The following is a 14,300-nucleotide window of genomic DNA, read 5'->3' as shown; positions in this document are numbered from 1 at the left end:
CCTTTCTGGATTTTTCCTTATCTGGTCGTGACACTTATAGACTTGGGTGCGTTCGGCAAGCCTGATCCCAATTCATACACCGTTGCTGCTGCTTTATTAACGAATTTTACATAAACCAGATCTATCGTAGCCGTATTGGAAGCAGCAGAGCTTACAGCCAATGGAATTGTTACTAAGATTTTCTGGCCGTTAACTGAAAGATTACTAATGGTTCCAGTCGTTGCGGCCGTTTCAAATTGTGAAGCTGCATAAACGAGTTCGTTTTGTGTAGAGCCTGGGTACTCTTTTAACGTTTCAGCCATGTTGGGTCCATCAAAAACGGTACCTGGTACATCAGTTAAAGCTGATGGTCCTTTATAACTCAAAGAATTGTTGTAAATCAGATGCACCTCGACTCCATAAAATTGGCTGGCATCCACAAATTCATTTAAAGTCAGGTTAAGATTGATCACATTATTGCTTGGTCCCCCGACCTGAGTTAATAAAATATCAGCAGGACTGCTTATCGTAATCTGTGGGATTTGAACAGCTGGACTAAATCTGTTAAACCTCTCGGTCTGAGCAGTCAGATTGTACACCCCTTTGGATAAAGGAATGTTAAACACCACATCTGTGTCTCCTTGACCTGGAGAACTTGCTAGCATGGTGGCACCATTAAAAATATTAATATTAGTAGTGAGAGCAGCTCTGAGCTTCAACTGAACCATGCCACTGTTGGTCGATGTAACCTGCGTTGGGCTTATTAGTGCAGGAGCCAATGGAAAAAGAATTTCATTGGAGTTGTTATTATTGGTGGTGCCCCCACTAGTTCCACCACTAGATCCTCCACCTGATCCCGGAGTTGTGTTTGTTGGAATCGTTGTAGGCGTATTTGCTGATTTGTTCTGTTCAAATGCAGCCTGCTCAGCTGTTGACAACTGATTGATGTAGTTGGCTTCTGCCTGCTTGGCAGCCGCTTCTTCGGTTTTTTTGTTAGCTTCCTCTAAACGCTGCTTCTCTTTGGCTAGCGCATCCAGAATCGCTTTATTTTTATCAAGCTGCTCCTGCTCAAGCTTTTTCTTTTCAGCAAGTTTGCGCTCCTTTTCTTCTTTCAGTTTCTGAAGTTCCGCCTGCTTTTGTTTTTCTTTTTCTGAGTCCAATCCTGCTGTGCGATCAAGGGGCTCAACTTTGTTCAAATCGATTTTCTTGTCAGTCTCACTCAATTTGGCATTGGCTTCAGCCACGATTTGATTCATTTTATTTGGATCGATTTTCTTTTGATCTAACGCTGCCTTGATAATATTGCCAATGAGGTTGTCCAGGTTTTTGCTGATTTTGTTTAATGTCTCTATGTCTTTGATCGTCAATGCGGAATTCCCTGTGTCCGCTTTATTGTTTTCAGCAATTTCAGCTTTTTTCTTTTCAATAAACTCCGCGTTTTCTTTATCGATTTCTGCTTTGTTCTTGATGATAGCTTCCAATAATTCAGGAGAGGATCTTTCTACGAATTGAAAAATATCAATAATCTCCGTCTTTGTTGCTACATCCGTCACTTCATCACGGCCTGTTAAATTGATTTGCTGCGTAGGCAATAGCAATGTCGTATTGTCATTCTGCGGATTGCTGATATCCGATTGTTGGTACGTGGTTGTTGTCGTCTGAACAGCACCAGCTCCAACCACGACAAAGGTCTCACCCGTCACTGGATTAACGCCAGTAAAGAATTGCGTTCCCTTTACCCCCATTGTTGCTGTTGGTGTCTCTACCTCAAACTCATCCTGAGCGCCAACCAACGTTTTAACCTTAACCCACATGGATCCGGCCCAGGAAGATATCTTGGATTGCTTGCCATTTCCCTCGTTAGCCAAGTCAGTGACACTGACCTCTGCATTATCCCCAATCGTAATTTCATCATCATGGTCAGCTATTCTTACAACGACCGAAGAGCTTGCTCCCGTTGAAATAACATCCCCTTGATTTAAAGTCATATCGTTATAAGCGGTGTAAGACTTGGAGCCTCCGGATTTTTTAACAGTTACATTGCCTTTGATATTAACTACTATAGCAGTCCTCGTGCTCTTGGCCTGAATGGGCTCAGATATCACGACAGACAGCAATGAAAATACCATACTGAATGCAACAAATAAAGACAAAAATGATTTGCTGCTACCCATCCTCATCCTATTCCAATATCCCACAATGAATCTCCTCTCATCTTCTACCTGACTAAGTTTAAATATTCTGATTCTCTCTATCAATTCTCTCTATCAATTGTAAGTTGAGAGACTTCAATTGGCAATGCAAAATTTAACACATTACGAGACCTTGTCCTGTTTTTTCCCCACTACAGGAGCTCCTGTAATACTTACAACTTCATACAACTTGAGAGGAGTACTTTTCCCCTTCATCAGCTTCTCGCCAGCGAATTCGTATTCAAAATAATTTCTCGTTAAGTCGTAGGTTGATTCAGAAACCCATACCTTATTGGGACGCGCATTGGATTCTATTCTCGCAGCTGTATTTACATTGTCGCCGATAGCTGTGTAGTCCACACGCAGGTAAGAACCGATATTACCGACAACGACATCTCCGGTATTAATCCCGATCCGTATACTTAATGTAACCCCGTACTTGGCTTCAACATCCCTGCGGATCTGCTCCATCCCTTCCTGTATTTCAAAGCCTGTTTTGACTGCATAATAAGCATGATCAGGCACATCCAAAGGTGCATTGTACAAGATCATTGCCGCATCACCAATAAACTTGTCTATGGTCCCACGGTTCTGCAGTGTCACCTCGGTTATCAGGTTGAACATCATATTCAAGAAGTCGACAACCTCCTCAGGCTTCAGCTTCTCGGATAATGGTGTAAATCCGCTAACATCAAGGAACAATAAAGACAATTCCCTTTTAATCCCGCCAAGCTGAATTTCGGAATCACTTTTTGCAATTTCTTTTACTAGATCCGGCGAAATATATCGGCCAAATTGCTTAGTAATGTAATTTTTTTGCTTCGTCTCAAAATAAGTTTTCATTGCAATGTTGCCTATGTAGGAGATTAACCCGCTTAATACCGCTCCAATCGTATCCAGGTATTGATCATTATACGTAAAAGCTATGTATTGTGTGGCCAATAGACCCAACGATACGCCAAACACTAATAAAATACTTGTAATTGATTTTAGTCTCCATGTAAGGAAACCGAACAGCAATATCATCAAAGCGGCCATCGATAACGTAATTACACCGCTGACAGGCGAAATTACCTTTTGATTTAAAATTTGATTCAGGATGTTAGCATGCGCATACACCAGATGCATGTGACGTTCAATCGGTGTGGTACCTTCATCGGAGCCTGGTGCTGTATAGCCGACTAGAATAATACGATCCTTGAATACTTGTGGAGGAATTTCCCCCTTCAGCACCTTGGCGAAAGGAATCGTTTCAAAATTAAATTCTTTTCCTTCCCATTTGATCAGCATTTCTGATTTGGGGCGGTTTTGAAGGACGGGGAGGTTCAAATACTTCGTTACGTCAGTACCCGCCAACTGTGCCAATGCCAGACCCAGCGTTGGAAAAACACCATCAGGAGTGTTGATTTGCAGCCAATTTGTGCGGATAACTCCATCCGTATCAAAGCTTGCATTAATATGGGCTTTATGGACCGATTTTTGGATCATCGGGATGGGTTGATCCGTTTTGCGGGCCATGATGAGCTCGCCTTCCTTCACCTTGCTGGATCGGTCAAAGTCATTCTCCAAATCAGCGTGGGATGGAAAAATAATATTTTTATGTTTGGTCAGCTCATCTGCCAGCAGCTTGTCGCTTTCAGGAAAATTACTTTCCGTATACAGCTCAATATCAAAGCCAATCGCTTTGGCACCAGCCGCTTCAAGTCTACTGATCAACTGTGCGTATACTTTACGATCCCATGGATATGGACCTACTTCTTTTATCGAGGCTGTATCGATCCCTATCACCAGAATATCTTCATGTGGAGCCCCAGACATTGATTGCTTCATATTCATGTCGAACACTTGATCGGACAGTACCTTCCATAGTCCAAATACAAGAAAAACCAGACAGATGAATACCACAAGTGTATTACCTATAATTATGACGGCAGATTTGCTGACACCTTTTTTCATTTTTAGCCCCCTCACCCCAAGATTCGCTCTAATATTACCATACTTTTTTCTCTAAACACATAATTTTTGCATAAATCCACAAAAAAAAAAGACCTTTTTCTAAGGGATATCTCCCTATTGAAAAAGGCTTTTTTAATAAAAAGTTAACATTAGTTGAATGGCGTATCTGCAACTTTGATGGAATCAGTAGGGCAGCCATCCTGAGCATCCTGTAAATCATCATACAGATCATCTGGAATTTCGGTTACGCCTTTGTTTCCATCATTATCGAAAATAACTTCCGCCAATCCTTCATCATCATAATCATAAATGTCCGGTGCTGTAGCACCACAAGCGCCACAGGCGATACAGGTGTCTTTTTCTACCCAAGTATATTTTGCCATTGTTAGTTTCCCTCCTAAATTGTAAGCTCATCCTAAAATATAATATAAAACAAACAAAAGTTCAATTAAAAAAGTAATTAAGCTCACATACGCGTTTGAATCCAACCTGCAATGGAAGCTAAATCGTCTGAATCAAAAAAAGGAACTCCTTCAATACTATATGCTTTAAGCTTCTCTGGAGCTACAACTGCTATAGGCAAATGTGTCAATTCAGTAAGAATGCCTGCCTGCTCCTTGTCGCGAAAAATCGCCACTTGATCATGATTCCCCTTTTTGAATCCTTCTATTAAGATGAGATCAAATCCGTCTGATTGCAGCCTCGACAGCAACCCCTCCAAAGTGATGGGCACTTTTTGAATAACAACAAACGAATGTGGGGAAATGATAGCCGTCGCTGCTGCACCAGCCTCTACAAATTGTGATGAGTCTTTTCCAGACGCCTCAGTATAATGTCCATGTGCATCATGCTTCACTACAGCGCATCGAAGATTCAATTGCGTGAAGTAGCGGACAAGCTGGGAGATCAATCTTGTTTTGCCGCTGTTGGAAAAACCTGCGAAGCCAATCACTGCCGCCATGCCTACTCCTCCTCGAAACGCCGCTGTTTTAAGTGGTCCATCTGCAAGGAAGTCCCTCTCAGCTTGTGATTCCGAATAAGCGTAGAAGGGTCATCGCCCAGCATCCCGGCAGTTAAAACCGCATTTTCACCGAACTTATCACGCAAGGCATCCAGAGTTTGAACTAGCTTTTCCTTTGTCGGCTGCTTTTGGTAGTCGAACAAATCCATTTGAACAGCGGCTGCTTTTTTGTCCTGTAAGTTTTGAAGGGTAATCCCCAGCAATCGAATCGGCTTATCAGACTGCCAGTGCTCATCAAAAAGCTTACAAGCTGCTTTGTAAATATCCTCACGAATTTCGGTAGGAGTTGAAAGTGTGGCAGCTCTTGTTATCGTGCGCATATCCGGATCACGAATCGTGATTGAAATGGTTTGAGACAATAGCTGCTGTCTGCGCAACCGACGCCCCACCTGATCAGCCAAATTAAGGAAAACACGGAAAATGGCCGTTCGATCTGTCAGATTAATTGGCAAGGTCGTTGTATGTCCAATCGACTTGCTCTGCTCTCGTTCCGATTGAACCTCCGAAGCATCCTCCCCATTTGCAGCGCTCTTTAGTAAGGCTCCCATAATGCCAAAGTGCTCTGACAGCAAATGATCATCAGCCTTGGCCAGTTGGCCCAACGTCTGAATATTCAACAGCTTAAGTTTGTCCGCAGTTTTACTTCCAATCCCGTAAAGATGATTGCAGGGCTTATCCCATAACACCTTGGGAACATCCCTTTTACGCAGGATTGTGATCCCATTGGGTTTTTTCATGTCCGAGGCCATCTTCGCCAACAGCTTGTTGGGTGCAATCCCAATGGAGCAAGGAAGCAGCAATTCCCTGCGAATTCGCGATTGCAGCTGCTCTGCAATCTCTATCGGTGTTCCAAATTGCTTGGAGCCGGTAATATCGATATAGCACTCATCTATAGACATTGCCTCAATTAGAGGGGAATAATCATAAGCCATTTTCATGAACCTTCTGGAAAAATCACGGTACAAATCAAAATCAGGACGAATCAAAAGCAGCTCAGGGCATTGCTTAAGTGCCTGCCCAACCTGCATGCCTGTTTTGACGCCCTTCGCTCGAGCAGCATAGGAGCACGTGACGACAATACCTTTACGAAGCTCTACACTTCCGGCAACCGCTGTAGGCTTGTTTTGATAAAGCTCAGGGTCTACAGCCTCGTGTACCGAGCAATAGAAGGCATTCATATCGATATGCAAAATGACTCTCCCTTTTGCCGGGTAGGCTTCATCATTTGCTTTCTTCATATTCGGTGCGAACTGTTTTGTGCATACCGCCGCGCGTGTTGTTTCAATTCTACAGTGGACGGGCCTGGAATATATGTAAATGGAATGGGTGCAAAATCAGGCTGGCCCGTTACGGCACAAAGCGTTGTGAGTTTGGAACTTTCAGGTACGAGCAGAAGTCTTCTGGTAGCTTGAGTAGACAAGGTCGTGTACCTCCAAGAATAAGTGTAGCTTAGATTAAAAGCTTGAAGCTTAACTTTCACAAGCATACCTTTCCGAGGGTAGGAGGTCAACTGCCAAACCGTCTATTTTGTGAAAACAATACCTTATCGAACCTTGTTGTGGTATAATACTACATTATATTTCGTGAAAGCGTTCTAGGATCAGGAGGACTATTTATGGCTAATTTCGTGAAAATTTTTGATACTACTTTAAGAGACGGCACCCAAGGTGAAGGGATTAGCTTATCGGTCGAAGACAAGATGAAAATCGCCCGTAAACTGGACTCGCTCGGTGTTCACTATATAGAAGGTGGATGGCCTGGCAGCAACAACAAAGATATTGAGTTTTTTATGCGCGTTCATGAGCTGGAATTAAAAAATGCCAAAATCACTGCATTTGGCAGCACACGCCGTAAAGGTATCCTTGCCGAGGATGATACGAATTTAAACCGGATTCTAGAGGTCGGCGTTCCTGTCGCTACGATTTTCGGTAAATCATGGGACTTCCATGTTCATCATGCCATTCAGACGACACTTGAGGAAAATCTAGCGATGATTTATGACTCTGTGCACTATTTAAAAAGTAAAGGTCTTGAAGTGATCTATGACGCCGAGCATTTCTTTGACGGTTATAAAAACAACACCGAGTACGCCCTGCAAACCATCCAGCAGGCAGAAAAAGCAGGAGCTGACTGGATCGTACTATGTGATACAAATGGCGGGTCACTGCCCCATGAAGTCACGGAAATTGTAACACAGGTCAGGAAGACCCTTTCAATCCCAATCGGTATTCATGCCCATAATGATTGTGAAGTTGGTGTGGCCAACAGCCTTGCTGCTGTTATGGCAGGTGCAACACAGGTTCAAGGTACGATCAACGGCTTCGGGGGACGCTGTGGGAATGCCAATTTGTGTTCCATCATTCCCAATCTGCAGTTAAAGCTGAACTATTCCTGTATCAGCGATTCACAGCTTGAAAGCCTAACAAGCGTAGCCAAATATGTCAGTGAAATTGCGAATATGCACTTGCCTGTCAATCAAGCTTATATCGGCTCCGCAGCCTTTGCTCATAAAGGCGGCATTCATGTCTCTGCGATTATGCGTAATGCCAGCACCTATGAACACATCACACCCGAGCTTGTTGGAAACAAACAGCGTGTACTCGTATCTGAATTAGCGGGTCAAAGCAATCTGGTGTTCAAAGCGCAGGAACTTGGAATTGACTTTAACAGCAGCACACAGGAATCCCGTCAGCTCATTGAGCAAATCAAGGAAATGGAGCATCAAGGTTACCAATTCGAAGGTGCTGATGCTTCCCTGGAGCTTTTGATTCGTGATGCCTATGGGAATTCAGAGGAAATATTCGTACTCGAATCCTTCAAAATTATGGTTGTAAAGACCGTCAATCAACCGGTTGTGACTGAAGCTATCGTGAAGCTGAAGGTCAATGGCGAATCCGTATACAATGCAGCAGAGGGCAACGGTCCTGTCAATGCCCTGGATAATGCACTGCGCAAGTGTTTACTGCAATATTATCCTGCTTTGGAGAACATTCATCTAAGCGACTACAAAGTTCGTGTTCTGGATGAAAAAGACAATACGGCGGGCAAAGTTCGTGTCCTGATCGAATCTTCTGATTTTGATAATACATGGAGCACGATTGGTGTTTCCGCCAACATAATCGAAGCCAGCTGGCAAGCACTGGCCGATAGCATTCGCTACGCGTTAATCGGTAAACCTAGAACCCAAGTACAGGCTGAGGAACAAAAAGAACGGTTGGGTCTTGTTAATCATTAAATTTACATCTAAATTCCTTAAGAAAAAATCCGCCAGATGCGTTCATCGCTCTGGCGGATTTTGGTCTTTATTGAGCAGCAGCCGAATTTTGGCCTCCAGCGCCTTGGCAGGCAGCACGTGAATAACATCCACCAGGACACCTTCCTTATTTAACAGAAAGCTCGTCGGCACAACCTGAAGCCGATATTGTTCTGCTGTAAGTCCCTTTGTATCCAATAGCACCGGAAAAGGCAGCTCGTATTGCTTAACAAAGCCCTGTACATCTTGCATTCGATCTCCCTTAGTCACGTTCACCGCATAAATATCCAATTCATCCTTATACACTTCATACATCTGCTTTAGATCAGGCGCCTCTTCATGACAAGGACCACACCAAGAGGCCCAGAAATTGATTATGAGCGGTTTATCCCTCACCCCCCCCACATGATAGCTCTTACCGTCCAAGCCTTGTAAATCAAATGCTGGGGCCAGCTGGTTACTCGCAGCGACTGGTCTAGCGATTGCTGCTGCCAGTGATTGGCGGGTATTCCGTATGTCCAAATCCAATAGATCCCCCACCAACATCAAGACAATCAATATGGCAATTTTGATTAGTTTCACTGCAGGACTCCCTTTCAAATTCAGCTTATGCTTGTATTATGACCCCAAACCGCCAAAAGAATGACTTAGTGGGTAATGGGGCACTTTATGGGTATCAAATCTTAAAGGGAGATTTACGGATGGAACAAACAAAGAAAAGAAAGCTTGGCATTACTATCGAAAGCAGCAAGAAGCCCGACTCCCAAGGCTCACAAGGACATCTTGCGGAGTTTACAGCCATTTCCAGTGTCCCTTTAGTGCTCGTCCTTGGTAACTCTATGCTCGTTCCTATCTTACCCGATTTACAGGAAAAGCTTGGTGTTAGCCAATTTCAAAGCAGTCTTGTTATTTCCTTATTTTCGGTAACGGCGGGCCTAATTATCCCGATCTCTGGATATTTATCGGATCGGTTCTCAAGAAAAGCTATTATGATTCCTTCCTTGATTATATATGGTGCTGCTGGCGTCTTGGCAGGCTTGGGAGCCGTTTGGAACTCTTACACCATTCTAATTATCGCAAGAGCGATTCAGGGATTGGGAGCTGCTGGAACAGCACCGATTGCCATGGCCTTGGCAGGGGATTTATTCAAAGGGGCTACAGAAAGCAAGGTGCTCGGCTTAACTGAAGCATCTAACGGATTTGGCAAGGTGGTCAGCCCTATTCTTGGCTCATTGTTGGCACTTATCGTTTGGTATGCAGCATTTTTTGCTTTTCCGGTTTTTTGCTTGCTTTCCTTGCTAGCTGTTATTTTTTTACTGAAAGAACCATCCAAAGAAAAGCAGCCACCCAAGCTAAAACCTTATTTAAAAAGCATAGGCCAGATTTTGCATGAAAAGGGACGCTGGCTCATCACTTCATTTTTTGCTGGCTCACTTGCCTTGTTCGTCTTATTCGGCGTGCTCTTTTATTTATCCGATCTACTCGAGGATCCTCCTTATCTAATTGATGGTGTAAAAAAAGGCTTCGTATTAGCTATTCCGCTGCTCGGCTTAGTTATTACTTCCTATACTACAGGAACGTTAATTAAAAAGAACGGTACTCTCATGCGATGGTTGATAAATATCGGACTTTCCCTGATGACCCTTTCATTAGGCGCCTGTATCCTGCTATATGATAAAAACTTAACGATCCTCATCGGATTATTAACCCTTAGCAGCGTGGGCACCGGTCTTCTACTGCCATGTCTGAACACCATGATTACCGGCTCTGTCGAGAGAGAGCAGCGTGGGATGATCACCTCAATCTACAGCAGCTTGCGTTTTCTGGGTGTAGCTATGGGACCGCCCTTATTCAGCTGGATGATGGATATCTCTCATCGAATCATATTTATAACCGTTACCTCACTATGCTTGATCGCTCTTGCATTCGTTTTTTTCCTTGTTAAGCCAAAAGGCACGATCAGCTAACTGGTTTCTGACCGCCATACATTCGGTTATAATGGGATTTATACGTCACTGCTAAGGATGTAAAATCTCATGTCCACATCAATCACATCCATACAACTAAAGAATTCGGTCAGAACAAATATAATAAATTATTGCATAGCCAATAAGCCGTTGGAAGCATGCGGCTTTCTACTGGGGTGTATAGATTTATCTCAAATCCGTATAACCTCATTCGTACCCGTTGCCAATGCTTCCGTAAATCCTGAGACGCAATTTTCCATGCATCCCAAGGATATGATCCCGATTGTATCAAACAACACATTGACCATAGTAGGGATTCTTCATTCCCATCCCGGCGCCGCGGCCATTCCATCTGAAGAGGATCTGTCAACATATTGGCACGATATCCCCTCTCATTGGATCGTATCGCTGCAGCAGCCCATCATCGAAATCGCCGCTTATCAATATACGCACATGAGTCAAAGCTTAAGTAACTTTACTTCTGCAAAATTTTCCATAATGCGGGCTCAGTACCATCCCGTACCGATAACTGTAATAGATGATGAGTTATGATATTCGGACAACACAATAAAACATCTCCCATCCGGTGTGCACAAAGCCCCGTGGGAGATGTTTAATGGCTGCCTAAATGAGTGTACAGATCACCAAGTGAATGGATATCTCTGGATTTGATCTCAATCATGTAGCTGCTCCACAGCTTAGCGGTCATTAACGCATCCTCTAAAGCATGGTGGCGGAGCGATATATCAATACCGTATACTTGCAGCATCGTATCCAAATCGTATTTGCCCAGCTTTGGATTCAACCACCTGCCAATCATCATCGTATCCAGCATGCGGTGTGACAAACTCACCTTCGAGGTTTTCCATAATGCCGAGTTCAAAAAATGCTTATCATGGCCCGTTCCATGCGCAACCAGCACCTTCTGCTGAACAAATTCCAGAAAAGCTCTAAGTCCCTGATACAAATCCGGAGCTTGATCAACCATTTCATTCGTAATTCCTGTCAGCTCGATCACTTGTTCAGGAATCGTCCGCTTCGGATTGACCAGACTGTAGAAGCTTTGATCCTCCATAATCGAGTCACCATTAACAGCCACTGCGCCAACAGAGATAATCTCGTCACCGTTGTAAGGTGAAAACCCAGTCGTTTCCAGGTCAAACACAACCAATTCCACTGTATCCAACGGGATATCATAGAGTGAATTTTTCCTTTGCTCCTTCATCATGGATCGCATGAAAGCCATCTGCTGAGCGCTCTGGACATCAAACATCGAAGTAAGAGCGGGTGTGATCCCGCCCATTTTATATAAATGCCACATCCTGCCTGCTGGCCTCATGTCCTTCATAGTGAGTATCACCTACCCTTTTTCCAGCTCTTTGGACACCATTTTCCTCACGTATTTTTGCAAATCTTTGCCGATTCGCAAGCACAGCTTTAATTCGTTGATCCGCTCTTTGGTTAGTCCGTCCGCAGTTAACTTCCCTCTGGATGTGTACTGATTTCCCTCTAATTGAAATGGCGTCAAAGATCGCAGCTTCAGAGCTATCGATAAAGCCTCAAGCCAATCATGCGCTATTTCCTCTTCGACAAGTCCATAATCCTGCAGCTTTAAAATTCTTTGCTCGGTTGAAGCTTCATTTATATCGGCCTCTATAGCTAATAAACGAACTCCGTTTACAATAGGTATATAAGCGCCGTACTTGATATCCACGCCTCCCGCATCTTCACCATATCGTTCTTTAATCAGTTGTCCAAACAAGCCAAGTGAAATTTTATGATGAAGCGTGTTATGAAGCATATGCTCAAGCATGACCGGATGATTATCCATATAATCGAACAACTCATCCATCAGCCTGTTAACCAAACTCTCATCCCCATAGATAAAGCGCATATCCGCCAAAATAAGCAAGTAACGCACATTTTCCCAATGCGGGTCCAGCAGCCATTCGTGAAGCATGGATCGATAACCGATCCACGTATTTCTCCATTTATTATTCGTGCAGATCACCTCGCCAGAGCAAGGGGGATAACCTAGTTCAATCAGCATGCTGCTAATTCGCTCCGCCAGCATTTTAAAGTACAAACTTGCCTGCTTCGAGGCTATTTCATCTTCCAGTTCTGCATAGATTAAACCATTGTCCTGATCACTCCACAATGTCTGTTCACGCCTGCCTCCACTGCCAAAAAGCACAAATGCGAATGGTACCGGAGAAGCACCATACTCAGCATGGATGGCTGCTTGCGCAAGCTCAATCGTTTGATGGATCAACCAATCATGGACCTGATTCAATTCACGGTTCCAGTCCAGTGTATGAGAAAGAAGGAGACGCTGCTCGAATTCCTCATGCAGCTGATCCCGTAAATTTCGAAGCTGCTCCATTTGACCAGCGTTCTCAATTTCAATTCGAATCATTTCCAATGAGAGAAGTTTCATGCGCATCTCCTTCAATCCACAAGTTATTTGATTGAGTAAATCGTATATCCCTGCTTTATGCAGATGTTGTACTTACTTGAGCCGCTTTTTTCATTTGCTCAGGATATCCGTAAGAGCCATGCTCGGAAAGATCCAGACCAATAATTTCTTCTTCTTCAGTAACTCGCAAGCCTATTGTTGCTTTCAGAATACCAAGGATAATGAAGGAAAGTACGAGTACGAACAAGAAAGCACCGAACACACCGAGAGCTTGAATACCGAGTTGATGGAATCCACCACCGTATAACAATCCAGCTCCACCTACGCCAACTGATTGTGCCAATTCCGGTGTAGCAAAAATTCCTGTGGACAATGTGCCCCAAATCCCCGCAATACCATGAACCGAGAAAGCATAAATCGGATCATCTACACCCATCTTTTCAAACCATTGAGCAGTAAAAAATGTAATAATACCGGAAATCGCACCGATGATGATAGCATCACGAGGTGTTACGAAAGCGCAAGCTGCCGTGATCGCAACAAGTGCTGCAAGTACACCGTTCAACATGCTTGGAATGTCAGCTTTACCAAAGTACATCCATGATATCACCATCGCCGCAACCGCACCAGCCGCTGCCGCAAGATTCGTCGTTAAGGCTACATAACCGAAGAAGCCGTCGCCAGTCGCACTTAGAGTAGAGCCAGCGTTAAATCCGAACCAGCCAATCCAGAGAATAATAACACCAAGGACCGATAACACTTGGTTATGTCCGGGAATCAAATTAGGCGTTTTATCTTTATTATATTTGCCAATCCGCGGTTTAAGCAGGATAGTGGCTACTAATGCCGCTGTAGCGCCTTGTAAATGTACGACAGTCGAGCCTGCAAAATCCTGCATACCCAACTCTCCAAGCCAACCGCCACCCCATACCCAGTGAGCAACTACAGGATAAATCAAGACAGTGAACAAGATCCCGAATATAAAGTAAACAGGTAACTTACCACGTTCAGCGAAGCCACCCCAAGCAATGGCGAGTGAAACACCAGCAAAAGCCAATTGGAATAAGAACAGTATACTGATTGGAATAGGAGATCCTGCAAATACACTAATCGATGCAGCGGTTTGCTCGGCCGTTCCATCCAGGAAGAATCCGCCAGTACCTACAAAAGCATTACCATCGCCGAAAGCTAAACCGAACCCTACCGCCCAGAAAGCAATCGCACATAGACCGAAGGTTAAAATGGTTTTACCGGCAACATGGCCCGCATTTTTCATACGAGTTGAGCCTGCTTCCAGTAAGGCAAAGCCTGCTTGCATGAAGATTACCAGAATGGCGCCTAACATGACCCAAACGGAGTCAATCGCAGCGGCTAATTGCGCAGGCGTTTTATCATCTGCAGCAAAAGCAAGGGTTGGTACTAGCAGCGACATGGCACCCGTGGAGAATAGTAACTTCTTTAACATGGTCGACACTTCCTTTTTTAATGTTAGTTTATATAACATGTAATGAAACTC

The 14,300-nt window shown here is 44.0% G+C and carries 12 protein-coding genes; 3 read left to right on the top strand and 9 right to left on the bottom strand.

Translation table 11 applies throughout. The annotated features are described in order from the left end of the window. Window positions 1–17: 17 nt before the first annotated feature. The 5 genes from BM210_RS12380 to BM210_RS12360 form a co-directional block, all read right to left on the bottom strand. Window positions 18–2,177 (bottom strand): FecR family protein, encoded by a 2,160-nt coding sequence (locus BM210_RS12380; RefSeq protein ID WP_091168332.1) that lies wholly within the window; start codon window positions 2,175–2,177, stop codon window positions 18–20. 117 nt (window positions 2,178–2,294) lie between these two features. After that, on the bottom strand, window positions 2,295–4,127 hold the full coding sequence (locus BM210_RS12375) for a CHASE2 domain-containing protein (RefSeq protein WP_091168331.1): 1,833 nt from the start codon (window positions 4,125–4,127) through the stop codon (window positions 2,295–2,297). Between the two features lie 149 nt (window positions 4,128–4,276). Continuing rightward, a complete protein-coding gene (locus BM210_RS12370) occupies window positions 4,277–4,510 on the bottom strand; it encodes a ferredoxin (RefSeq protein ID WP_076229215.1) in 234 nt (77 codons plus the stop codon). Window positions 4,511–4,593: 83 nt separating this feature from the next. Then, window positions 4,594–5,088: a molybdopterin-guanine dinucleotide biosynthesis protein B gene (gene mobB / locus BM210_RS12365; RefSeq protein ID WP_091168328.1), complete on the bottom strand. Its 495-nt coding sequence runs from the start codon at window positions 5,086–5,088 to the stop codon at window positions 4,594–4,596. A 2-nt stretch (window positions 5,089–5,090) separates the two neighbouring features. Continuing rightward, window positions 5,091–6,386, bottom strand: a complete 1,296-nt coding sequence (locus BM210_RS12360) for a DNA polymerase IV (RefSeq protein ID WP_091168325.1) — start codon at window positions 6,384–6,386, stop codon at window positions 5,091–5,093. A gap of 377 nt (window positions 6,387–6,763) precedes the next feature. Here BM210_RS12360 and cimA point away from each other — a divergent pair, with 377 nt between their 5' ends. Next, a complete protein-coding gene (gene cimA, locus BM210_RS12350) occupies window positions 6,764–8,383 on the top strand; it encodes a citramalate synthase (RefSeq protein WP_091168323.1) in 1,620 nt (539 codons plus the stop codon). A gap of 42 nt (window positions 8,384–8,425) precedes the next feature. On the opposite strand, the gene BM210_RS12345 is transcribed toward cimA, so the two are convergent. After that, window positions 8,426–8,983, bottom strand: a complete 558-nt coding sequence (locus BM210_RS12345) for a TlpA family protein disulfide reductase (protein WP_256223541.1) — start codon at window positions 8,981–8,983, stop codon at window positions 8,426–8,428. A gap of 119 nt (window positions 8,984–9,102) precedes the next feature. On the opposite strand from BM210_RS12345, the gene BM210_RS12340 reads away from it, so the two are divergent. Further along, a complete protein-coding gene (locus BM210_RS12340; protein WP_091168321.1) occupies window positions 9,103–10,368 on the top strand; it encodes an MFS transporter in 1,266 nt (421 codons plus the stop codon). 69 nt (window positions 10,369–10,437) lie between these two features. Further along, window positions 10,438–10,920, top strand: coding sequence for a M67 family metallopeptidase (locus BM210_RS12335; RefSeq protein ID WP_091168319.1), 483 nt, complete (start codon window positions 10,438–10,440; stop codon window positions 10,918–10,920). Window positions 10,921–10,981: 61 nt separating this feature from the next. Here BM210_RS12335 and BM210_RS12330 read toward each other — a convergent pair whose 3' ends face one another. Genes BM210_RS12330 through BM210_RS12320 form a run of 3 tightly spaced genes read right to left on the bottom strand, consistent with a single transcriptional unit; the run spans window position 10,982 to window position 14,249 of the window. Further along, on the bottom strand, window positions 10,982–11,716 hold the full coding sequence (locus BM210_RS12330) for an exonuclease domain-containing protein (protein WP_091168317.1): 735 nt from the start codon (window positions 11,714–11,716) through the stop codon (window positions 10,982–10,984). Window positions 11,717–11,728: 12 nt separating this feature from the next. Further along, on the bottom strand, window positions 11,729–12,805 hold the full coding sequence (locus tag BM210_RS12325) for a DUF294 nucleotidyltransferase-like domain-containing protein (RefSeq protein WP_091168314.1): 1,077 nt from the start codon (window positions 12,803–12,805) through the stop codon (window positions 11,729–11,731). A gap of 55 nt (window positions 12,806–12,860) precedes the next feature. Beyond that, window positions 12,861–14,249: an ammonium transporter gene (locus BM210_RS12320; RefSeq protein ID WP_091168311.1), complete on the bottom strand. Its 1,389-nt coding sequence runs from the start codon at window positions 14,247–14,249 to the stop codon at window positions 12,861–12,863. Window positions 14,250–14,300 lie beyond the last annotated feature (51 nt).

Origin of the sequence: Paenibacillus sp. 1_12 (assembly GCF_900114475.1) — a bacterium.
Taxonomy (GTDB): domain Bacteria; phylum Bacillota; class Bacilli; order Paenibacillales; family NBRC-103111; genus Paenibacillus_S.
The sequence above is the reverse complement of the archived record's forward strand: the minus strand, read 5'-3'. Positions and strand labels throughout refer to the sequence as shown.